The 22,413-nt window shown below is 66.2% G+C and carries 23 protein-coding genes; 17 read left to right on the forward strand and 6 right to left on the reverse strand.

Annotation, left to right across the window (positions count from 1 at the left end):
• Position 1: 1 nt before the first annotated feature.
• From BT115_RS07130 to BT115_RS07170, 9 genes are all read left to right on the forward strand, one after another.
• Entirely contained in the window at positions 2 to 1,186 is a 1,185-nt protein-coding gene (locus BT115_RS07130; RefSeq protein ID WP_072321772.1) for a 1-deoxy-D-xylulose-5-phosphate reductoisomerase, read from the forward strand.
• Between the two features lie 46 nt (positions 1,187 to 1,232).
• Positions 1,233 to 2,576 carry an RIP metalloprotease RseP gene (rseP, locus tag BT115_RS07135; RefSeq protein ID WP_072321773.1) on the forward strand — a complete coding sequence of 448 codons (1,344 nt, stop codon included), beginning with the start codon at positions 1,233 to 1,235 and terminating at the stop codon, positions 2,574 to 2,576.
• Positions 2,577 to 2,762: 186 nt separating this feature from the next.
• Complete coding sequence (gene bamA, locus BT115_RS07140; RefSeq protein ID WP_072321774.1) at positions 2,763 to 5,195, forward strand: outer membrane protein assembly factor BamA; 2,433 nt, start codon at positions 2,763 to 2,765, stop codon at positions 5,193 to 5,195.
• A 71-nt stretch (positions 5,196 to 5,266) separates the two neighbouring features.
• Positions 5,267 to 6,295: a UDP-3-O-(3-hydroxymyristoyl)glucosamine N-acyltransferase gene (lpxD, locus tag BT115_RS07145; RefSeq protein WP_072321775.1), complete on the forward strand. Its 1,029-nt coding sequence runs from the start codon at positions 5,267 to 5,269 to the stop codon at positions 6,293 to 6,295.
• Positions 6,292 to 6,765 carry a 3-hydroxyacyl-ACP dehydratase FabZ gene (gene fabZ, locus BT115_RS07150; protein WP_072321776.1) on the forward strand — a complete coding sequence of 158 codons (474 nt, stop codon included), beginning with the start codon at positions 6,292 to 6,294 and terminating at the stop codon, positions 6,763 to 6,765. Before lpxD ends, fabZ begins: the two co-directional genes overlap by 4 nt.
• Positions 6,762 to 7,535 (forward strand): acyl-ACP--UDP-N-acetylglucosamine O-acyltransferase, encoded by a 774-nt coding sequence (gene lpxA / locus BT115_RS07155; protein WP_072321777.1) that lies wholly within the window; start codon positions 6,762 to 6,764, stop codon positions 7,533 to 7,535. Before fabZ ends, lpxA begins: the two co-directional genes overlap by 4 nt.
• A 72-nt stretch (positions 7,536 to 7,607) precedes the next feature.
• Positions 7,608 to 8,834, forward strand: a complete 1,227-nt coding sequence (lpxB, locus tag BT115_RS07160) for a lipid-A-disaccharide synthase (RefSeq protein WP_072321778.1) — start codon at positions 7,608 to 7,610, stop codon at positions 8,832 to 8,834.
• A gap of 9 nt (positions 8,835 to 8,843) precedes the next feature.
• Positions 8,844 to 9,497 carry a ribonuclease HII gene (gene rnhB / locus BT115_RS07165; RefSeq protein ID WP_072321779.1) on the forward strand — a complete coding sequence of 218 codons (654 nt, stop codon included), beginning with the start codon at positions 8,844 to 8,846 and terminating at the stop codon, positions 9,495 to 9,497.
• A 108-nt stretch (positions 9,498 to 9,605) separates the two neighbouring features.
• Complete coding sequence (locus BT115_RS07170) at positions 9,606 to 9,971, forward strand: hypothetical protein (RefSeq protein ID WP_072321780.1); 366 nt, start codon at positions 9,606 to 9,608, stop codon at positions 9,969 to 9,971.
• A gap of 64 nt (positions 9,972 to 10,035) precedes the next feature.
• Here BT115_RS07170 and BT115_RS07175 read toward each other — a convergent pair whose 3' ends face one another.
• From BT115_RS07175 to moaA, 5 genes are read right to left on the reverse strand one after another with little or no spacing between them, the layout of a single operon-like run.
• Complete coding sequence (locus BT115_RS07175) at positions 10,036 to 11,265, reverse strand: molybdopterin molybdotransferase MoeA (RefSeq protein WP_177257390.1); 1,230 nt, start codon at positions 11,263 to 11,265, stop codon at positions 10,036 to 10,038.
• Entirely contained in the window at positions 11,228 to 12,166 is a 939-nt protein-coding gene (moaCB, locus tag BT115_RS07180) for a bifunctional molybdenum cofactor biosynthesis protein MoaC/MoaB (protein ID WP_072321781.1), read from the reverse strand. The genes BT115_RS07175 and moaCB overlap by 38 nt, the downstream gene beginning before the upstream one ends.
• Positions 12,163 to 12,648, reverse strand: a complete 486-nt coding sequence (locus BT115_RS07185; protein ID WP_072321782.1) for a molybdenum cofactor biosynthesis protein MoaE — start codon at positions 12,646 to 12,648, stop codon at positions 12,163 to 12,165. The genes moaCB and BT115_RS07185 overlap by 4 nt, the downstream gene beginning before the upstream one ends.
• A gap of 2 nt (positions 12,649 to 12,650) precedes the next feature.
• Entirely contained in the window at positions 12,651 to 12,902 is a 252-nt protein-coding gene (locus BT115_RS07190) for a MoaD/ThiS family protein (RefSeq protein ID WP_072321783.1), read from the reverse strand.
• Between the two features lie 25 nt (positions 12,903 to 12,927).
• A complete protein-coding gene (moaA, locus tag BT115_RS07195; protein ID WP_072321784.1) occupies positions 12,928 to 13,902 on the reverse strand; it encodes a GTP 3',8-cyclase MoaA in 975 nt (324 codons plus the stop codon).
• A gap of 150 nt (positions 13,903 to 14,052) precedes the next feature.
• On the opposite strand from moaA, the gene BT115_RS07200 reads away from it, so the two are divergent.
• The 8 genes from BT115_RS07200 (at position 14,053) to BT115_RS07235 (ending at position 20,957) form a co-directional block, all read left to right on the forward strand.
• A complete protein-coding gene (locus tag BT115_RS07200) occupies positions 14,053 to 15,030 on the forward strand; it encodes an XdhC family protein (protein WP_072321785.1) in 978 nt (325 codons plus the stop codon).
• On the forward strand, positions 15,027 to 15,620 hold the full coding sequence (locus BT115_RS07205) for a nucleotidyltransferase family protein (RefSeq protein WP_072321786.1): 594 nt from the start codon (positions 15,027 to 15,029) through the stop codon (positions 15,618 to 15,620). Before BT115_RS07200 ends, BT115_RS07205 begins: the two co-directional genes overlap by 4 nt.
• Positions 15,621 to 15,684: 64 nt before the next feature.
• Positions 15,685 to 16,518 carry a cytochrome b/b6 domain-containing protein gene (locus BT115_RS07210; RefSeq protein ID WP_072321787.1) on the forward strand — a complete coding sequence of 278 codons (834 nt, stop codon included), beginning with the start codon at positions 15,685 to 15,687 and terminating at the stop codon, positions 16,516 to 16,518.
• Positions 16,511 to 17,266 (forward strand): molybdopterin-binding protein, encoded by a 756-nt coding sequence (locus BT115_RS07215; RefSeq protein WP_072321788.1) that lies wholly within the window; start codon positions 16,511 to 16,513, stop codon positions 17,264 to 17,266. Before BT115_RS07210 ends, BT115_RS07215 begins: the two co-directional genes overlap by 8 nt.
• Positions 17,267 to 17,436: 170 nt before the next feature.
• A complete protein-coding gene (locus BT115_RS07220; RefSeq protein ID WP_072321789.1) occupies positions 17,437 to 17,832 on the forward strand; it encodes an HU family DNA-binding protein in 396 nt (131 codons plus the stop codon).
• A 240-nt stretch (positions 17,833 to 18,072) separates the two neighbouring features.
• Complete coding sequence (locus tag BT115_RS07225) at positions 18,073 to 18,459, forward strand: BlaI/MecI/CopY family transcriptional regulator (protein WP_072321790.1); 387 nt, start codon at positions 18,073 to 18,075, stop codon at positions 18,457 to 18,459.
• A 1-nt stretch (position 18,460) separates the two neighbouring features.
• Positions 18,461 to 20,215: a M56 family metallopeptidase gene (locus tag BT115_RS07230; protein WP_072321791.1), complete on the forward strand. Its 1,755-nt coding sequence runs from the start codon at positions 18,461 to 18,463 to the stop codon at positions 20,213 to 20,215.
• Positions 20,216 to 20,291: 76 nt separating this feature from the next.
• A complete protein-coding gene (locus tag BT115_RS07235) occupies positions 20,292 to 20,957 on the forward strand; it encodes an HAD-IA family hydrolase (protein WP_072321792.1) in 666 nt (221 codons plus the stop codon).
• An 18-nt stretch (positions 20,958 to 20,975) separates the two neighbouring features.
• Here BT115_RS07235 and BT115_RS07240 read toward each other — a convergent pair whose 3' ends face one another.
• Complete coding sequence (locus BT115_RS07240; protein WP_083527340.1) at positions 20,976 to 22,400, reverse strand: sulfite reductase subunit alpha; 1,425 nt, start codon at positions 22,398 to 22,400, stop codon at positions 20,976 to 20,978.
• Positions 22,401 to 22,413 lie beyond the last annotated feature (13 nt).

Consider the following 22,413-nt stretch of genomic DNA (forward strand, 5'->3'; position numbering starts at 1 on the left):
CATGAGTCCGCGTCAGGTCGCGGTGCTGGGCGCTACCGGCTCCATCGGTGGCAGTACGCTCGACGTCATCGCCCGCCATCCCGAGCGTTTCCGCGCCAGCGTGCTCGTGGCCCATCGCGATACCCAGGCGCTGGCCGTGCTGTGTGAGCGCTTTCGTCCCGACCTGGCGATCATCGCCGACCCCGCCATGGAGGCCGACCTCGCCCGCCGACTTGCAGCGGCCCGGGTCGTCTGCGACGTGGCCTCCGGCGCTGATGCCGTCACCGCGGCGGCAGCCGGACCGCTGTGCGACACGGTCGTCGCCGCCATCGTCGGCGCGGCAGGCCTCGATTCCACCCTGGCCGCGGCGCGCGCGGGCAAGCGCCTGCTCCTGGCCAACAAGGAATCCATCGTGATGGGTGGCGCCCTGCTTCTGGACGCGCTGCGCCAGGGCGGTGGCGACCTCATCCCTATCGATTCCGAACACAACGCCATCTTCCAGTGTCTGCCTGGCGGACGGCCCGACCTCGCTCGCGCGGGCGTGCGCCGGCTCATCCTGACCGCCTCGGGCGGCCCCTTCCGCGGCCGGAAGCGCGCCGAGCTGGGCGCGATCACACCCGACGAAGCCTGCGCACATCCCAAGTGGTCCATGGGCCGGAAGATCTCGGTCGACTCCGCCACCCTGATGAACAAGGGGTTGGAAGTGATCGAAGCCCATCACCTGTTCGCCGCACCGGTCGATGCCATCGAAGTGGTGGTCCACCCGCAAAGCCTGGTCCATTCCCTTGTCGACTACGTGGACGGATCGGTCCTCGCGCAGCTCGGCAACCCGGATATGCGCACCGCGATCGCCTGCGCCCTCGCCTTTCCGGAGCGGATCGAGGCGGGCGTGGCGCCCCTCGATCTGGCCGCGCACGCCCGGCTCGACTTCGAAGCCCCCGACCTGGAAACCTTCCGTTGCCTCGCCCTCGCCTTCGCGGCGCTGCGCGCGGGCGGCGATGCCACCGCCATCCTCAATGCCGCCAACGAGGTAGCCGTAGAGGCGTTCCTCGCCGGTTCCCTCCCCTTTTTGGGCATCTCGGAACTGGTAGAGCGCGTACTTGAGGAACTGCCGGCCCAACCCGTGGTCGATGTCCAGACCCTTGTGGCACGTGACGCCGAAGCTCGTCGGGCGGCGCGGGGCGTGCTCCATCGCGCTTACTGCTAAACTCGCTCCACTCCAACACTTTTTCCACCGAGACCCTCCCTCCCCGATGAGCCCTGTCCTAGGTTCCGTGTTCTGGCTACTGGTTACGCTCGGCGTGCTGGTGACCTTCCATGAATTCGGCCACTACTGGGTCGCTCGCCGCTGTGGCGTGCGGGTGCTGCGCTTCTCGGTGGGCTTTGGGCGCCCGCTGTGGCGTCGTGTGGCGAAGGACGGCACTGAGTACCAGATCGCAGCGATTCCCCTTGGCGGCTACGTCAAGATGCTGGATGCCCGCGAGGGCGACGTCTCGCCGGCCGAGCGCGACGAAGAATTCACCGGCAAGTCGGTGTGGAAGCGGATCGCCATCGTCGCGGCCGGCCCCGTCTTCAATCTCATCTTTACCGTCGTCGCCTTCTGGGCGATGTACATGATTGGCAAGCCCGATGTGGCCCCGGTCGTCACCGCAAGTACCGGCAGCGTTGCGGCGGTCGCGGGCATCCGCCCGGGCGATCGCCTGATCGCGATGAATGGCGATGCCGTGGCCACGTGGAGCGACGCCACCGAGATCCTCGCCAACGCGCTGCTCGGCAATGAACCGCTGCCGGTGCGCGTCAAGGGTCTCGACGGCACCCAGCGCGACGTGGTGCTGCCCGTGCAGCGGCTCGATGCCGGCGGTGACATCGGCAAGCGTTTCGACCAACTGGGACTCGGCCTGCAAGCGCCCCCGGTCGTCGGCCAGGTCGTGCCGGGCGATCCCGCTGCCCTCGCCGGCATCCGCACAGGCGACCGCATCCTCAGCGTCAACGGCAAGCCGGTATCGGATTTCGGTGACTTCACCCGAATCGTGCCGGAGCAAGCTGCGGTCTCCCCGAAGCTCGCGGTAGCAGTGCAGCGCGACGGCCAGACGAAGACCTTCGAAGTCACGGCGCGGATGAAATCCGAACAGGGCCAGCCCACGCGCTGGCTGATCGGCGTGGCCCGCCAGGCCCCGGAAGAAGCCACGCTGCGCTACGGACCCGTGCGCGCCTTCAGCGAATCGCTTCGCGCCACCTGGTCGGGCACGACGTCCACCTTCAACCTGATCGGCAAGATGCTCTCCGGCGAGGCATCCACCAAGAACCTCTCCGGTGTCATCGGCATCGCGCAGGTGGCCAACGATTCGGCCAATCGCGGCCTCGGCTGGTTCCTCAACTTCCTCGCCCTGGTCTCGCTCAGCCTTGCCATTCTGAATCTGCTTCCCATCCCGGTCTTGGACGGTGGGCACCTGCTGTATTACCTTATCGAGTTGATCAAGGGCAGCCCGGTCAGCGAACGCACCATGATCGCCGGCCAATATGTGGGCATCCTCCTGCTGTTCACGCTGATGGGGCTCGCGTTCTTCAACGATATTCAGCGAATGCTCGTGTCGTGAGTCGGTGCCGCGCAGTACGCGGGTCCGACGCACGTGCGCGCCATCGCACGGCATCACCGTATCACCCAGGCTACGGGCGCACACGCGCTCCGCGCCGAACGACGCTGGGCATGAGCCCGGCGCGTGCTCCTCTTCGGTCGCCGGCCTCGTCCGCCGTCGACTGGAATTAACCCAACGGAATCGACGATGAAGCGTATCGCCGCCCTGATCCTGCTTGCCTCCCTGTCCGCCAATGCGCTTGCCGCTTTCGAGCCGTTTGTCGTTTCCGACATCCGTATCGACGGCCTGACGCGCATCGCGCAGGGCACGGTGCTGAGCTACCTGCCGATCGAAAAGGGCGAGACCCTTAGCGACGACAAGGCCCAGGCCGCCATCCGCGCCCTGTACCAAACCAAGTTCTTCAGCGACGTCGAACTCGACCGCCAGGGCGACATTCTGGTGATCAAGGTCATCGAGCGTCCCGCCATCGCCAAGCTCACGCTGCGCGGCAACAAGGACATCAAGGAAGACGACCTGCGCAAGGGCCTGAAGGAAATCGGCCTGGCCGAAGGCGAGACCTTCGACCGCCTGTCGCTCGACCGCGTGCAGCAGGAATTGATCCGCCAGTACTACAACCGCGGCAAGTACAACGTCTCTGTCGAGCCGCACGTCACGCGCCTGGATCGCAACCGTGTGGCGATCGATATCGAAATCCGCGAAGGCAAGGCGGCGAAGATCAAGGAGATCAACGTCGTCGGCAACAAGGCTTTCAGCGACAAGGAAATTCGCGACGGCTTCGAGTCGAACACCACCAACTGGCTGTCGTGGTACTCGAAGGACGACCAGTACTCGCGCGAGAAGCTCTCCGGCGATCTGGAGAAGCTCAGCAACTATTACATGAACCGCGGCTACGCCGACTTTGGCATCGATTCCACCCAGGTGGCGATCAGCCCGGACAAGCGCGCCATGTACGTGGACGCGAGCGTGAAGGAAGGCGAGGTCTACACCGTCTCCGACGTGAAGCTGCTCGGCGAACTGATCCTGCCCGAAGAGACCCTGCGCAAGCTGGTCTTCATCCACAAGGGCGACACCTTCAATCGCGGTGCCATCGAAGCCAGCACCGACGCGATCAAGGGCATCCTCGCCAACATCGGCTACGCGTTCGCCAAGGTCACGCCGATTCCGAAGCTCGACAAGGACAAGCGCACTGCCGACCTCACGCTCTTCATCGAGCCGGGCAAGCGTGTGTACGTTCGTCGCGTGGTGTTCCAAGGCAATACCCGTACGGAAGACGAGGTGCTGCGCCGTGAAATGCGCCAGCTCGAAGGCTCCTGGTATTCGCAGGGCGCCATCGATCGTTCGAAGACCCGCCTGCAGCGCCTCGGCTATTTCAAGACCGTGGACATCGACAAGGCACTGGTTCCCGGCACCGTCGACCAGGTCGACCTGACCGCCAAGGTCGAGGAACAGTCGGCCGGCTCGCTGATGTTCGGCGTGGGTTACTCGCAGTACTCCGGCATCATCCTGTCGGCGTCCGTGTCGCAGAACAACTTCCTCGGTACGGGTGACCGCTTCTCCATCGGCGCGGAAACCAGCACGTACTACAAGCGCGTCAACGCGAGCTACACCAACCCCTACCTGACCGACTCCGGTATCCAGATCGGTTACAACCTGGGTTACAGCAAGCTCGACTACGGCGATACCGACCTCGCCAACTACACGTACAGCACGAAGTCGTTCGAGACCACGCTGTCGTTCCCGATCACCGACTTCGACTCGGTGTCGACGAGCCTGGGCGTCAGCTCCAACCTCATCAACACCTCGTTCTACACGCCGAGCCAGCTCGTGGCGTACCAGGACGCCATTGGCAACAAGACGATCCATTCGTGGACGTCGAGCCTCGGCTACTCGCACGACACGCGCAACAGCTACTGGGCACCGACCCGCGGCGGTCAGCTCACGGCATCGATCTCGGGTTCGCTGCCGGGCTCCACTGTCCAGTACTACAAGCTGTTCGGCGAGGCCAACCACTACTGGCCGATCGGCAAGGGTTTCGTGCTCTACCTCGACGGTCAGATCGGGTACGGCAAGACCTACGGCCAGACCTACGATAACAACGGCTACTACTACACCGTCGGCGCGGACGGCCAGCCCGTCCAGCACCTGCTGTACCAGAAGGGTGACAAGGTCGAATTCCCGTTCTGGGAAAACTACTACGCCGGTGGCGTGCGCGACGTGCGCGGCTTCCAGGACAACACCCTCGGCCCGCGCTTGTGCGATGGCGGCAGCACCACGCTGGCACCGAACTCGAAGGGCCAATGCACGGGCGGTTACTACAGCTACGGCCAGCCGGTCGGTGGCGCGTTCAAGGTGCTGGGCACGGCGCAGGTGTTCCTGCCCCTGCCCTTCCTCAAGGACGTGAACACGGCCCGCGTGTCCTGGTTCGTGGACGTCGGCAACGTCTACAAGAACTATGGTGCGTTCGACGCCAGCGAGCTGCGTGCCTCCACCGGCCTCTCGCTGCAGTGGCAGGCGCCGATTGGTCCGCTGATCATCAACTTCGCCGTGCCGTTCCGTAAGAAGGACGCCGACAGCCGCTTCGTCGAGCGCATCCAGTTCACCTTCGGCAACACCTTCTAAAGGTCCAAGCAAAGAACCTGTAGAATCAGAGGGGTGGCTCAAACGCCACCCCTTTCTTTTGGGAGTTTTCCGTGAGCGGGAATCCGCAATTCACTCTTGGCGAACTGGCCGAGCGGTTCGGGCTGGAGGCGCACGGCGATCCGGCCACCACCGTGGACGGTGTCGGCACCTTGGCGACAGCCACGCCCAACCAGTTCACCTTTCTGTCGAACCCGAAATACACCTCGCAGCTCACCGAATCCCAGGCCGGCATCGTGGTACTCGCGGCCGAGTCCCTGCCCTTGCGCCAGGGCGCTGCTCTGGTAGCGAAGGATCCGTACGTCGCTTACGCGAAGATCGCGGCGCTGTTCGAAAAGCATGCCGATGCGCCGCATGGGATCCACGTGAGTGCCGTGGTGTCGCCGTCGGCACGCGTGCATCCCAGCGCGAGCGTCGGTCCTTGCTGCGTCGTCGAAGATGGCGCCGTCATCGAGGAAAACGCCGTACTCGGCCCGCATTGCACGATTGGACCGGGTTGCGTCGTCGGTGCAGGCAGCCGCCTCGTGGCGCGCGTGACCCTCGTCATTCGAGTCACCCTCGGCAAGCGTGTCCTCGTGCATCCGGGCGCTGTCATCGGCTCCGACGGGTTCGGCATCGCGTTCGACCGCGACCACTGGGTCAAGCTTCCCCAACTGGGCGGCGTGCGCATCGGCGACGACTGCGAGATCGGGGCCAACACGACCATCGACCGCGGTGCGCTCGACGACACGGTGCTCGAAGAGGACGTACGCCTCGACAACCAGATTCAGATCGCCCACAACGTGCATATTGGCGCGCACACGGCCATGGCGGGCTGCTCGGCCGTCGCCGGTAGCGCGAAAATCGGCCGTTACTGCCTCATCGGCGGCAATGCGGGCATCCTGGGCCACCTCGAACTGGCCGACCGGGTTACCATCACGGCAAAAAGCCTCGTGACGGCATCGATCAGGGAATCCGGTGAATATTCGTCCGGCTCCCCGCTGCAGGAGAACCGCCTATGGCGGCGAAATGCAGCGCGCATGAAACATCTCGACGAGTACGCGCGTCGCCTCGCGGCGCTGGAAAAGGATAAAGGGCAATGACCGAAACGAAAGCTGCCGTGACGCTGCCGGTGGACGTGGAGCAGATCCAGCGGCTTCTGCCGCATCGCTACCCGTTCCTGCTGGTGGACCGGGTCATCGAGATCGATCCGGGCAAGACCATCACCGCGATCAAGAACGTCACGATCAACGAGCCGTTCTTCCAGGGTCATTTTCCCGGCCATCCGGTCATGCCGGGCGTTCTGATCGTCGAAGCCATGGCGCAGACGGCCGGCTTGCTCACCCAGATCACCAGCCAGATCGACGGCCAGTCGGGTAGCCCGCTGTTCTATCTGGTCAAGGTGGACAACGCGCGCTTCTCCGCCGTGGTTGCCCCCGGCGACCAGTTGCGCATGGAGGTTTCGCTCAAACGTCTCATTCGCGGTATGGGCCTGTTTGAGGCTCAGGCCAAGGTAGACGGCAAGATCGTCGCCTGCTGCGAACTGATGTGCGCCGCGAGGGCCGACAAATGATCCATGCCACCGCGCAGATCGATCCGTCCGCACGCATCGCGGACAACGTCAGCATCGGTGCCTACAGCATCATCGGCGCGGACGTGGTCATCGGCGAAGGCACGACCATTGGTCCGCACGTGGTGATCGAAGGCCCCACCGTCATCGGGCGGGACAATCGCATTTCCCAGTTTGCCTCCATCGGCGGCCCGCCGCAGGACAAGAAGTGGCAGGGTGAGCGCACCGAGGTCGTCATCGGCGATCGCAACCTCATCCGCGAGTTCGTCACCATCAACCGCGGCACGGGCGATGGCGGCGGTATCACCCGTATCGGCAGCGACAACTGGCTGCTGGCCTACGTGCATGTTGCGCATGATTGCCAAGTGGGCAACCACGTCGTTTTCTCGAACTACTCGGCCCTGGCCGGGCATGCCGAGATCGGCGACTGGACCATCCTCTCCGGCTATTCCGGCGTGCATCAGTTCTGCAAGGTGGGCGCGCATGCGTTCATCGGCATGGGCTGTCTCGTGGGTTCGGATGTGCCGCCGTTCGTGATGATGGCCAACGAGACGCGTGGCCGTCCGCGCGGCATCAACAGCGAAGGCCTGAAGCGACGCGGCTTCGACACCACTCGCATCGCCGCCATCAAGCGTGCCTACCGCACCTTGTACATGGCAGGCCTGCCGCTCGCCGAAGCGCGCGAACAACTGATGGCCCAGGCCGAAGCGAGCGAAGACGTGCGTCAGATGCTCGAATTCATCGACCGGAGCGAGCGCTCGCTCGCCAGGTAATGCCCGTCGGCGCCGCCATGGCGCCGACGTTTCACGAAGCCGCCTCGCCGTCTGCGGGAGACCACCCTTACCATGCAGCAGACCATGCTCTCGTCCGATGCTCCGCTCATCGCGCTCATCGCGGGCGAGGACTCGGGCGACCAGCTTGGTGCCGATCTCATCGATGCGCTGCGCGAGCGTTACCCGCTTGCGCGCTTCGTCGGCATCGGCGGCCCGCGCATGCTCGCGCGAGGCTTCGAGTCCTGGTACGACATCCGCGAGTTGTCGGTGATGGGCTTCGCCGAAGTGGTGAAGCATCTTCCGCGCTTGCTCCGCCTGCGCCGGGAGTTGCTCGCCCGCCTCGTCGCCGCGAAGCCGTCGATCACCATCGGCATCGACGCCCCGGATTTCACCCTCGGCGTCGAGCGCAAGCTCAAGCAGGCCGGTTTCCTCACCGCGCATTACGTCAGCCCGTCGGTTTGGGCGTGGCGGGAGAAGCGCGCGGCAAAGATCGGCGAGTCCGCCGAACGCGTGCTATGCCTGTTCCCCATGGAGCCGGCCATCTATGCACGCCACGGCGTAGATGCGCGCTTCGTGGGTCACCCGCTGGCCGACCGTTTCCCGATGGTGTCCGATCGGGAAGCGTCCCGCGACGCCCTCGGTCTTCCTCATAACGCGCCCGTCCTCGCCGTCCTGCCAGGCAGCCGCCCGAGCGAAATCGAGCGCGTGGGGGCCATCTTCATCGAGGCCGCCAGACGTGTCGCGGCGGCCATGCCCGCCGTGCGCATCGTGGTGCCGGCGGCCAACGACCAGGTTCACGCGCGCCTGGAAACCCTGCTCCAAGGTTTTCCCGGCACGCCCCCTCTGCTCACGGACGGCCACGCGCACGAGGCCATGCTCGCGTCGGACGCGGTGCTGCTCGCTTCGGGTACGGCCACGCTGGAGGCGATGCTGGCCAAGCGACCCATGGTCGTCGGCTACCGCGTATCGCCCACCAGCTATCGCATCGCCAAGGCCCTGCGCATGCTGAAGACCGACGTCTACAGCCTCCCAAACATCCTCGCCCGTGCCTGCGGCCTTGGCCGCGAACCGCTGGTCCCGGAATACATGCAGGACGACTGCACCCCCGGCAATCTGGCTCAGGCCACGCTCGACCTCCTGGCCGACAGCGAACGCCGCGGCGAGATCGTCGCCGCCTTCGAATACCTGCATCAGGAACTGCGCGGCGGCCTGGACGGCCGGGCCGCGGACCACGCCGCCGACGCGATCGCGGAGTTGCTGGCCCGTGCCGGCTTGCCCGCGAGCGCGCCCGCGCACTAGGCTTTGCCGATGCCCCGCAAGCGCAACGTCACCTCGCAACTCGCCCGCGATCTCATCATCGCCGGGGTAGACGAGGCTGGACGCGGCCCGCTGGCCGGTCCGGTCGTGGTGGCCGCCGTCATTCTCGACCCCGCCCGGCCGATCCGCGGCCTCGACGACTCCAAGCAACTGAACGAGGCCGTTCGGGAAAAGCTGCACGATCGCATCCTGGAGCGCGCCCTCGCCCATTGCGTGGTCTTCGTCGAACGTGACGAGATCGACCGCATCAACATCTTCCAGGCGACGATGGTTGGCATGACCCGTGCGCTCATGGGCCTGTCGATGGCTCCGCAGATCGCGCTGGTGGACGGCAACCGCCTGCCGCGGACCCTCCCCTGCGAGGGCCGCGCCGTTATCGGCGGCGATGCGACGGAACCGGCGATCAGTGCCGCCTCGATCCTGGCGAAGGTCAGCCGGGATCGACACATGCAGGCCATCGAGGCCGTGCATCCCGGCTATGGGTTCGCGAAGCACAAGGGCTACGCCGTGCCCGAGCACCTGGAAGCCCTGCAACGACTGGGGCCCTGCGACATCCATCGACGCAGCTTCGCGCCGGTGAAGCGCTGGTTCGAACCGGACACAGTGGACCAACCCATGGCGGACCTTTTCGCCGCCGCGGTCTAGCGCCGCGGCTGTAGGACAACCCCTAAAGTCCCCTCGGCCCCTGCCGATACGAAAGCTGACGCCCTCCCCTGAGGGTGTGCACCTTTCCCCTATCGACAGGTAACACCCATGAAGAAGATCGCCATCGCCGCTGTCCTGTTCGTCGCCGCCCCGTTGTCCGCCAACGCCGCTTGCGCAGCCAAGGACTTCGCCATCGACGGCTTTGCCGTGAAGTTGCAGCAGGGCTCGGGCCAGCCGCGCTTCAGCATGAAGGGCAACCTCGTCAACAAGTGCGGCGAGCCGGCTGCAGCGCAGATCCGCATCGACGCCAAGGACGCGTCCGGCAAGGTCGTCGCGAGCAAGCAGGGCTGGCCCGCCGGCACCTCCAACATCGAGCCGGGCAAGAGCGTCGACTTCGACCTCGGCCGCCTGTTCCGCTACTCGCCGGACATGCAGGACTACACCGTCGTCGTTTCCGACGTGAAGGCCTGGTAAGACGCGTTCAGCTCAAGCCGGCGCCAGGGGGCAGCGAGCATCGCTACCCCCTGGCGCCGATACGTCAGATCGCGATCCAGGGCACCGTGTCGCCCGCGGCGAATGCCGAATCGCTCGCGCGGAGCCATGCCAACGCATGCGCTGAGGCGAGATTGCTCAGCATGTGCGATTCCTGGTGCGGCAGCAGGTGCAATACCGCCGTGCTGTTCGTGACATCCAGACGCATGCGCACCAGCCGGTCGCGCTGCGCATCCGCCGGTACGGCCGACGCCAGCACGCCCGTGCGCCAAGCCGGTTGCGTTCCCGTTTCACCTTCCAGCAAACCCAGTACCGCGCGTGCATGCACCGCGAGGCACACCAGCACGGCGGCCGGATTGCCTGGCATACCCAGCAACGCCTTGCCTTCGCGCATGCCGAACCACAATGGCTTGCCCGGCTTCTGCGCCACCTTCCAGAACACCTTGCGCACACCGAGTCGATCGGCGACGAGTGGAACGAAATCGCGATCGCCGACCGATACGCCGCCGCTGGTGATCACCAGGTCCGCGCTGTCCAGCGCCGCACTCATGGCTTCTTCCAGCGCGGCTTCGTCATCGCGCACATAAGCCACGACGGGTTCGCCGTAACCGTGCTCGACGAACCACGCGCGCAGCAGCGGTCCGTTGGCGTCGTATACCTGCCCCGGTAACAGCGGCTCGCCCACCCGCACCACCTCGTCCCCGGTCACAATCACCGCGATACGCGGCCGACGACGAACTTCCACCGAACCGACGCCGGCCATCGCCAGCGCGGCCACCAGGCCGGCATTGATCCGCTGACCCGCTTCCGCGATCACCGTGCCGATCGTCAGCTCCTCGCCTTCGTGGCGTATGGCGTCCCCCAAACGGACAGGTTCACGCAGCACGATGCGATCGTCGTTGCGATCCACGACTTCCTGCATCGCCACGGCGTCGGCGCCGTCGGGGATCGCGCCGCCGGTAAGGATTCGCACCGCCTGGCCCGGCCCTACGGATACCGCAGCGGGCTGCCCGGCTGCCGAGGTGCCGACGAGCAACCGTGCTGCCATTCCGTCGGCAGCGCGAACCGCATAGCCATCGACGGCGCTCTGGGTGAACCGAGGCAGCGCGATGCGCGCCGTCGGCGATTCCGCCAGCACGGCGCCCAAGGCCAGTTCGAGCGGAATGTCGTGCGTCGGCAGGGGATGGACCGAGGTCCGATAGTGCTCGAATGCCGCGTGGATCGGCAGGAGCGCCACCTCAGTGACCCTCGCCGTAGCCACCGGGATGCCGGCCACCCGAGCGCCCGGTCTCCAGCAGATGGACGAGGCCCGGCAGCGTGGCGGCCAGCGATTCGCTGGCGCCGCCACGGCTTCCCGGGAACGTGGCGACGAGCGTGTCGCGCACGTAGCCTGCGACGCCGCGGGAGAGCATCGCAAACGGCATGCGCTTCTGGCCGAAGGCGCGTGCCGCTTCCATGATGCCGGGGATCTCGACGTCGAGCATCGGGCGGATCGTATCGACGGTGATGTCCCGCGGACCGAGGCCCGTACCGCCCACCGTGATCACAAGCGCGATACCGCCATCCACCAGCGAGCCCACCAGATCGCCCAGCACGGCGGCATCGTCGGCAATCACCGCATACTCGACGGGGGCGAATCCCGCCTCGACCAGCGCATCGCGCACGTACGTACCCGCCGTATCACGCTTCGCGCCACTGGCCACCGAATCCGACAGGACCACGACCGCAGCGCTGTGCGGCGTCGAGAGCGTACGTCGATAGTGCGACTTGCCGCCGGTCTTGCGCTCCAGGCGGCAATCCTCGATGTGCAAGTCGTCGGGTTCCGCATAAGGCTTCAGCATGTCGTACAGCGTGAGCGCGGCCAGACTGACGGCGGTCAACGCCTCCATCTCCACGCCCGTCGGCCCGATCGTCTGCACCTCGGCGATCACGCGCACGGACGTATCGGCCAGTTCGTAATGCACGTCGGCGCGATGGATCGGCAACGGATGGCACAGCGGAATCAGCTCGTCCGTGCGCTTGGCGGCAAGAATGCCCGCGACACGTGCCGTCTTCAGCGGATCGCCTTTTTCTGTGTCGCCCGTGCGCAGGAGGTCGATGCAGTTGGCCGGCGCATGCAAGGTGGCGGTGGCGCGGGCAATGCGCAGGGAGTCCGGTTTCTGGCTGACGTCTTTCATCCGTGGCTCGTATGGGAGTGGTGGCGGTGCGGCGTCGGTGCCGCGTCGTCGAGGTCGTCACGGATGCAGCAGCCTTCGACGAAGGCGCTGCTTCCATCCGCGTAGAACTCTTCTTTCCAGATCGGCGCGCCGTGCTTTACCGCATCCACCGCGTAGCGGCACGCATCGAACGCCTCGGCGCGATGCGGCGCACGTACGACGCACACGATGGCGACATCGCCAATGGAAAGATCGCCAAGCCGATGCACGATGCGCACGTACGGCACGCCATAGCGCTCGCGTGTGGCCTGTTCGACCTCGCGGATGACCTTGGCTGCCAGCGGCTCATGCGCCGTGTATGTGAGATGGCGGACGGCGCGGCCTTCGTGGTGGTCGCGCACGGTGCCGACAAACAAGGCGAGGCCACCGCATTCGGGATGGTCGCTGAGCTCCAGCAGGGGCTCGATGGTGACAGGCTGGTGTGAGAGAACGTCGTGCGCCATGCCTAGCCTCCCGCCACCGGCGGAAGCAATGCGATGCGCCGATCGGCAGGCAACGGATCGGCACGGCGGATGATGGTATCGCCTGACACGCAGGCACAACGTTCTAGCGAACTGGCCAATGTCGGGCGTGCCTGCGCCAGCAGCGCCAGCGCATCGGCGACCGTGCGTGGCTCGTCGCCCGCGTCGATCCGGCATTCCTTTTCCCCGGCCAGGCGCTCGAGGTTCGCATAGAGTTCGAAAACGATCGGTGTCATGGTGGTTCCTTCGACGAGGGCGGGCTCAGCCACCCATCGCGTGCATGGTCAGCGGTCGATCCACCGGGCCGGGACGCGAGGCATAGCCGGCATCCTTCAGCCATACGGCCCGTGCGACCTGCGCCGCGAGCGCGGCGTCGTCGATGCCTTCGCGCAGGCGGGCGCCCAGCGGCGTGCCGATCGGCGAGAACAGGCAGGTGAACAACTCACCGGTGGCCGTGATTCGCAGGCGATCGCAAGTGGCGCAGAACGGATTGGACACGGTGGAAATGATGCCAAGAGGATAGCCGCCGTCCACCCGGTACGGCGTGGCCGGATCACTGCCCCGCGGCAGCACGTCCACATGATGGGAGCGCGCGATGGCCGCCAGCATTTCGGCTTCGGAAAACACGGCATCGCGTTTCCACTGCCCCGGCGCGTCCAGCGGCATGTATTCGATGAAACGCAGCGGCAGACCGCGCGCCATCGCCCACTCCAGCAGAGGCACTACGTCCTCGTGATTGTCGCCGCGAACAATGACGGCATTGAGCTTGATCGCCGCGCCGGCATCGACGAGCGCGGCGATGCCATCGAGCACCGGGGCGATCTCCCGGCGAGTGAGCCGGCGGAACGTGTCCGGATCGATCGCATCCAGGCTCACATTGAAATCGTCGATGCCCGCCTGCACGAGCTCACGAGCCTTCGGCGCGATGCGCGAGGCATTCGTGGTCATCGACAGACGCGACAGCCCGCGCTCGCGAAGCGCGTCGATGGCTCGCACGCATTCAGTGAGATCCCGACGCAGCAGCGGTTCGCCGCCGGTCAGCCGGATCTGGTCGATGCCGTGGTCGACGAACAGGCCCGCAAGACGCACGATCTCGTGCCGCTCCAGCAGGCTCGCGCGCGGCAACCAGTCCGGATGCTCCGGCATGCAATAGGTGCAGCGAAAATTGCAGCGGTCGGTAAGCGAAATCCGCAGCTTGCGCTTGGTACGTCCGTGGCGGTCGATGAGGGGTGACATGGTCGCCTTAGCAAAGCACGGGGAGCGTGAGGCGGGAGTTTCCGCTCCGTCACGCTGCTACTCCGGCCATCCTGCCAGACTTCGCCCACGAACGCCTTGCATCCTTCCACCATTCAACGACCGCCCTCGCATTCATGCCAGACTTCCCCCATGAACGCCCCGGACCCTTCCCCCGCTTCCGCCTGGCCAGTCTGGCCTGATTACGCTCTCGTCGAAGACCTGCTGCCGTCGTTACGGCAGTTCGCTCACGACGGGCGCGTGGCACTGGCGACCCTGGTCGCCACGGAAGGGCCGTCGCCTCGGCCGTTGGGTAGCGAAATGGTCATCGCGGCCGACGGCCGCGTCGCCGGCTACGTCTCGGGGGGATGCGTCGAAGCCGCCGTCGCCAGCGAAGCGGCGATGGTGCTCGCGGAAGGCCGCCCCCGGTTGCTCGACTACGGCGTGGGGAGCGATGTCGTGGACATCCAGCTCAGTTGCGGCGGGCGCATCGGTATCTTCGTTCGCGAGTTGGTCGACCCTTCCGCCTACGTCGCCGCTCTGCTCCTGGCACGGCGAGAACGACGCACGGTCACCGTCCTCGCCGGTGCCGCCAGTGGCGCCTGGCAGATCCGGGACGGTGCCTGCGAGGGCGACGCAGACACGTACGCGATCGTGCAGCGCCCTCCCCTGCGCATCGTGGCGGTGGGTGGCGATCCGGTCACGCTCGCGGTGGCGCGCCTTGCCCCGTTCCTGGGCATGGAGGTGATGCTGCTCCGTCCGCACGGCCCGCAGACGCCACCGCCAGGGCTCGACCTCGTGTCCTACGATGCGCGGTCGCTCCCGGTAGCGCTTGCGGAGCTGGTCCTCGACGACCGTACGGCCGTCTATTCGTTGAGCCACGACGCGGAAGTGGACCATGCCGTCGCCGCTCGGGCACTGCGCTCCCCCGCGTTTGCGGTGGGCGTGCTGGGCAGCCGCAACAAGATCGACACGCGTGTGCAGCGGCTCAGGGAGGGCGGCATCGGCGACGACGAACTCGCCCGGCTGCATCTTCCGGCCGGTTTGCCGATCGGAGCGCAGACGCCGCACGGCATTGCCGTCTCCATTCTGGCGCAGGTCTCCCAGCGCGATCGCGCGCGGATGCCGTGAACGCCCCGCACGATGCCGTGATCCTCGCCGCTGGCGGCAGCCGTCGCCTCGGGCGACCGAAACAATTGCTGACCCGTGGCGGCGAAACCCTGGTGGCCCGGACGGCACGCCACGTACTGGCGACCTCGCCCATGCGAACGCTCGTGGTCGTGGGCGCTCATGCCGATGCCGTGATGGCGGCGCTGGATACCTGTGACGTCGAATTCGTCTTCAATCCCGATTGGGAGACCGGCATGGCCTCTTCGCTGCGCATCGCGGCGGCGATGCTGGCGGATGGGCAGCGTCCCGTGCTCGTCACCGTGGTCGACCAACTCGCGCTGGCGTCACGCCACCTTACCGCGCTGCTCGACGCACACGATGGCGCTCGCGATACGGTGACTGCCTATGGCGACGCCCAGGGCGTACCTGCCGTACTCACCGCCACCACCTTCCAACGCGCCACGGCACTGCAGGGCGATGAAGGATTCCGTCGCCTCTGGCGCGACGCTCCCCCGCAACACATCCGGGCGGACGAACTGGCCGACGACCTCGACGATCGCGACGACATGCATCGCGCCATCGAAGCGGGTGATCTGGACCGCCCGGCGTAACCTGCGCAAGAAAAAGGCGCACTACCGGGTCATACTCAGGACAGCCCGCCACGGGAGCCACGCGATGCCTGCGACCCGCCTCGTCTATCGCCACCGCTGGCCGGTGCGCGTCATGCATTGGATCAACGTGATCTGCCTGTGCGTGCTGCTTGGCAGCGGTCTGCAGATCTTCAACGCCCATCCGGCGCTGTACTGGGGCGAACGGTCCGATCCAGGCAAGGCCGTGCTGGCGCTGGAGGGTGGCGTGGATGCGCAAGGTTCGCCTCAGGGCACGACGCGAATCGGCCGCCATACCTTCGATACCACCGGCGTACTTGGCGCGAGCAAGGTTGACGGGGAATGGACCTCACGAGGTTTTCCCGCGTGGGCCACCATCCCGGGCCCCGGCTGGCTCGCCATGGGGCGACGCTGGCATTTCTTCTTCGCCTGGCTTTTCGTCGCCAATGGCATCGCCTACGTCGGCTGGTCGATCGCGACCCGGCATCTCGCGCGTGACCTCGTGCCCACCCGCCGCGACTGGCACGGTATCGGCCGGTCCATCGTCGACCATTTGCGCCTGCGCCATCCGCAAGGTGACGAGGCGCTTCGCTACAACGTGCTCCAACGGTTGGCGTACCTCGTGGTCATCTTTGCCTTCGGAGGGGGAATCGTACTCATGGGCCTGGCGATGTCGCCGCGCATGGATGCCGTGCTGCACGGACTGGTCGACCTCGTCGGCGGCCGGCAATCGGCACGGACGATCCACTTCGTCATCGCCATGGGCTTCGTGGCCTTCGTCCTGATCCACGTGGCCGAAGTATTCCTGAGCGGCCCGATCAACCAGCTTCGCGGCATGCTCACCGGCTGGTACCGCGTACGCAAGGCGCCTGATGAACCCGAGGCATCCCCGCATGACTGATCGCCGCACGTTTCTTCGCCGCACTCTCCTGGCCCTCGGCGGCGCCACGCTGGCCGGTTGCGATCGCATTTCCGAAAGCGAAACCGGCACGAAGGTACTGGCATCGGCGGAAGCCGTCACCCGCCGCGTGCAACGATTTCTCTCGCCGTCGACCGCTCTGGCGAAGGAGTTCACCGAAGCCGACATCTCGCCCGTGTTCAAGCCCAACGGCAGCACCATGCCCGATACACCGGCCTACCAGGCCTTGCTGCGCGATGGCTTCAGCGGTTATCGCCTGGAAGTCGACGGCATGGTGGAGCGGCCGGCCCGCTTGTCGCTGGAGGAGTTGAAGTCGCTCGGCACCCGCACGCAGATCACGCGTCACGATTGCGTCGAAGGATGGAGCGCCATCGGCAAGTGGACGGGGACGCCGCTGGCTGCCCTGCTCGATCATGTCGGTCCGAAGGAAGGTGCCCGCTACGTCGTGTTCCATTGCTTCGACAACATCGAAGAAGACACGCCTTATTACGAGAGCATCGACCTGGTCGAAGCGCGCCACCCGCAGACCCTGCTCGCGTATGCGCTGAACGGCGCACCGTTGCCCGTGGCGAACGGGGCGCCGCTGCGCCTCCGTGTCGAGCGCCAGCTCGGTTACAAACACGCCAAGTACCTGCGCCGCATCGAGCTGGTCGCGAGCTTTGCGGAGGTGGGCGAAGGCAACGGCGGTTACTGGGAAGACAACGGTTACGAGTGGTACGCAGGCATCTGAACGAGGCTTTTTCCGCACTGCGTCACCGCGGACCCTGAAAAAAAGGGCTGTAAAGGCAAAAAAACTCGTCGGACCCTATTTTCAGCGGACGAAAGCAACGCTAGAGTGAGTCGCCCGCAGGGCACCGGCCAGAACGGCCGCCTCATTCGAACAAAGTGACAAGGATAACCATGGCCAAGACCACCAAAACGGCGGCGAAGAAGGCCGCTGCCAAGGCTCCCGCCAAGGCTGCGAAGGCGCCGGCCGCCCTCAAGCCCATCAAGGATCCGCTTTCGAAGTCGTCGCTCGTCTCGCACATCGTCGAGCAGAGCGGTGTCGACAGCAAGAGCGTGAAGGCCGTGCTGGCTTCGCTCGAAGGCGCGATCTCCGCGTCGGTTCACAAGAAGGGCGCCGGCACGTTCACGCTGCCCGGCCTGCTCAAGATCACCTCGGTTGCCGTTGCGGCCAAGCCGAAGCGCAAGGGTAAGGACCCGTTCACCGGCGAAGAGCGCTGGTTCGCGGCCAAGCCGGCGTCGGTCAAGGTCAAGGTCCGTCCGCTGAAGAAGCTCAAGGACGCGGCCGCCTGATCCCTCGCGGTGGCACATCCACCGCGATCGACGAGGTAACCCGAAACCTCCGCCTCATGGCGGAGGTTTTTTTTGGACGTCTGAAACCCCGCTCGCACAACAAACCTTTCGGCCACACCGCTTTGTTGGCTTCTCGCCACCATGGCGGCTCCCACAACTTACCCCCCATGCCGCAAGTCATGCTTGACTACATCTGTCGTCAAGCGCACCCTGCCTACATATGTAGTCAGGAGCGGCAGCATGACCAAGAAGACGATCGGCGATCAGGAGCTCGCGCTTCTGCAGTACATCGCGGATACGCCGAAGCGTTCGGTAGCGGAGGTCTGGGCGGGTTTCGGGGAAGCGCGCGGGCTCGCGCGGTCTACGGTGCTTACGATGATGGAGCGCCTGCGCGCCAAGGGCTACCTCACCCGGCGCAAGATCGACGGCAGCTTCCGTTACAGCGCTACCAACGGTACGGGCGAGGTCATGACGGGCGCCGTCGCGCGCTTTGTCGAGAAGACCTTGCAGGGTTCCGTGTCCCCGTTCGTGGCGTGGATGTCGGAGCGGGGGCAGGTCAGCGACACGGAGCTGGCGGAACTGGAAGCTCTGGTAGGCACGTTGCAGTCCCGGCGCAAGGGACGCTGACATGGACGCGCTGATCGATACCGTATTGTCCCGGCTTGCGTATGCCTCGTTGCAGGCCGTGCTCCTTGGCGCGCTGGTCGGCGTGGCCTGCCGTTTCATTCCTTCGCTGTCTGCGGCAGCCCGAAGCGCGCTGTGGTGGTTGCTCGGGGCGCAGCTGCTGATCGGACTGCTTGCTCCATCGCCTGTGACGTTGCCGCTGTTGCCGCCCGCCGTAACGACGACGGTCGTCGTCACTGCACCGGTCATCGTCACAGCAGCATCGGATGCCTCGGATGTCGCCACCTCGACGTTTTCTTGGGCCGCGATTCTGCTCGCGGCCTGGGCAGCCGCCGTGCTGGCGCAGTGGATAGTCGCCGCGCGTCGTGGCTACCGGCTCGTCGGCATCGTGAAACGAGCCTTGCCGCATGACGACGTCCGCGTGGAGACGCTCTGTGCACGCCGGGCGCGTGAACTCGGTTTGCGCCGATCGCCGCGCCTGAAGGTGAGCGACGAGGTCGATTCGCCGCAGGTCGCCGGCCTGTGGCGACCGACGATTCTTCTACCGCTCGACGACCGCCTCAACGACGATGAGCTCGACATGGCGCTCATGCACGAGCTGGCGCACGTGCGCCGCGGCGACCTGCTGTTGGGTTGGGCGCCGGTGCTCGCCCGCTCGCTGTTCTTCTTCCATCCGATCGTGCATCTGGCCATGCGCGAATACGCACTTTGCCGCGAGGCCGCCTGCGATGCGTTGGTCGTGGCGCGTGGACGCCAGGCACCGCAAACGTATGGACGCCTGCTGCTTCGCCTGGGTGTCGCGCCGCACCCGCATCACGCGCTTCCCGGCGCGTCCCCCACGTTCCGCACCCTGAAGAGGAGACTCGACATGCTAGGCAACGCGACCGACGCGCCGCACCGCGCGCTCACCGTGGCGATTTTTGCTGTCCTTACCGTGGTCGGTGTCACACCGTGGCGCGTGGTCGCCGCCGAGCAGGGCACCAAGCGCACAGGGGTGTTCGCCTCCCCCAGTCCCGCATCGGCGCCTTCACCCGCCGCGCCAGTGGCACCCGCGGCACCCGCGCCTCCCCCGGATGTGTCGTCGGCGCCACCTGCACCGGCAGCACCTCTCGCCGCGCGCCCCCCGGCTCCACCCCCGGCGCCGCCTGCGCCACCTGCACCACCGATGATCAGCAGCTTTTTCACCGGTGACTCGAACGGTCATGGGAACCAGGCTTTCGCCTTTTTCAGCGACGACATCCAAGTGATGGAGGGCAGCAACGCGGACGTGCGCCGCGCAGCCGCACAAAAGAAAGGATCCGGCGATTTCGCCTGGTATCAGGACGGTAAGCAGGCCTGGATCGTGAGAGACCCTGCCTATGTGAAGCGCATCCACGACGTCTACGCGCGAAGCAGCAAGGCGGCCGACGTCACGGCGGCGAGCGCGGAGAAACAGGCGTCGATCGCTCAACGGCAGGCCATGCTGAACGAGCAGATGGCGAAGCTCGCGGAGCGGCAGGCGGAGCTCGCCGTCAAGCAGAGCGACCCGAACGGTCCGCACGATCCATCGGCGTATGCCGCGGGTCACGCCGCGATCGGCAAGGAACAGGCGGAAATCGGACGGCAGCTCGCGGAACTCGACAGTCAAAACGCCGCAGAAGGTAAGGTGATGGCGGACCGTAATCGACGCCAGGCGGAAGAATCGCGTAAGGCGGCGCAGGAGGTGAGTGCGATCATGGCTCAGGCGATCCGCGATCACGCCGCGGAACCCGCGCGCTGACGGAAGCGCCATGCTCCGGTATCGTGGAAGGCTTCGCGCGCTCGCGCGGCACCCCTTTCACGCTACTGGAGGCGTCATGCAACTCGAATCCGGCACGGTCATCGAGGCTCGTGCCCTGCTCTTCGACATGGACGGCACCTTGATCGATTCGCGCGTCGTCGTCGAGAAAATATGGAAACGCTGGTGCGACGAGAACGGTATCGACTGGCACGACGTGCTTCCGCGTCTGCACGGCGTGCGCATGCTCGACTCGGTGAAGATGTTCGCGAAGCCAGGCATGGACGTTCAGGCGGTGTACGACCGCCTCTATCGCGAAGAAGTCGAGGACGTGGACGGCATCGTCCCGATTCCTGGTGCCCCCGAACTGCTCGCGGCCCTGCCGCCCGATGCATGGACCATCGTGACGTCGGCGGATACGGTGCTGGCGAAGGCGCGTCTCGGTGCAGCGGGCATCGTGCCGCCGCCGCGCATGGTCACCGGCGAGATCGTGGTCAACGGAAAGCCCGACCCGGAGGGTTATCTTCTCGGCGCGCAGCGCATGGGCGCGCCGCCAGCGGAGTGTCTCGTGTTCGAAGACGCCAAGGCCGGCATCGACGCCGGACTGGCGGCAGGCGCACGCGTCATTGCCATTGCGGGCGATCACCCGGAAGAAATCGCTGCCGACGTGGATTGGATCAACGATCTCAACGCGCTGGCGTTCGAAGGCATCTACGACGGCAAGGTGCGCCTCCGCGTTCGCTGACGAGCGCCACTGGGCCTATCAGTAGACGTCGCGGCGGTAGCGCCCCGTCACCGCAAGGTGATTCACCGTCGCGTCGCCGAGCACCGCGCGCAACGCCGCGTCCACCCCCGGCGCCATGCCGTCGAGGCTTCCGCAGACATGGATGCTCGCGCCGTCGCGCACGAACTGCCTGAGCGCGTCGTCGGCCAAGCGCAGACGATGCTGCACGTAACGCACGGCGGCGGCGTCACGCGACCAGACGAGGTCGAGACGCTCGATGTGTCCGGCTTCGGACCAGGCTTCGAGTTCATCCACGTGCAGGCGGTCGATCGCCGCCTGGCGCTCACCGAAGATCACCCAGTTGCGTCGGTGTGCCCGGGCGATACGCGTCTTCAACAAGGCGCGGAGGCCGGCAATGCCGGTACCGTTGCCGATGAGCAGCAACGGTCGGTCGTCCGACGGCGCATGAAACCCGGGATTGCGGCGAACACGCAAGTCGATCGTGCCACCTAATGGCGCGCGCTCGGTAAGCCACCCCGAACCGAGGCCGAGCGCGCCGTCCTTGCCGCGCACCTGCCTAACCACCAGATGCAGTGCGCCGTCTTCGGGGACGGAGGCGATGGAGTATTCCCGATGCGGCAGGATCGTGCCTTCGGCGCGCGGCCCCACCTCAGCTATGTCGCCCGCGGCCCAGACCATGTGCGCGGGATCGGCCGGTATCAGCGCGAGATGAAAGCACGGGCCGCCAAGGCTGCCCGGATTCAGGAGCCGGCGTTCGACGAGGCGCCACGGTTGATAGGCCGGGCGCACCCAGTCGGCCATGCCAGGCGTGCCAGCGAGATGTGCCACGTGATGCTGCCAGTGGCGCAGGCTCCCCTCGTCGCCGTTGTCCACATCGACCCGATCGAAGAGCGGCGATGCGCCGCTGGCGCGCAACCAGCCGTCCAACTCGCGACCGAAGGCGCAGAAGTCGTCGTAGTCGCGGTCGCCCAAGGCCAGCACGCCGTAGGCCAGTCCGCGAAGCCGTGCCGGTGCGCGCATGGCCTCGCCGTGGAACAGTGTGGCGACATCGGGCGCGTCGCCCTCTCCCGTGGTGCTGGCGATGAACAGCGCCTGCGATGCCTGGGTCAGGTGCGACAAAGTGAGTTCATCGAGCGAGCGGAGATCGACAGGCAAGCCACCGTCCTTCAGCGCGGCGGCCGTGCGTTCGGCAAGCTCGGTGGAAAAACCGGTCTGCGACGCATGCACCACGAGGATGCCACCGACCTCCCGCGTCGCGGCGTCCGTCGATCGCCGTACGCTAGCGATAACGAAGGCCATCCATGCGAGCGCGAGGCCGCCCGCCCACGCCATGCGCGGCGGTGAGGTCACCCGGACGGCGGCGCTGTCCTGCAGGTGCCAGCAAAGCAGGACAAGCACGACGAGCAGCGCACCGATGGCGGCCTGTCCGATACGCGCGTTCATGCCAGCGGCCCCT

The sequence above is a fragment of the Luteibacter sp. UNCMF366Tsu5.1 genome, assembly GCF_900119235.1.
In the GTDB taxonomy this organism is placed as follows: Bacteria; Pseudomonadota; Gammaproteobacteria; order Xanthomonadales; family Rhodanobacteraceae; genus Luteibacter; species Luteibacter flocculans.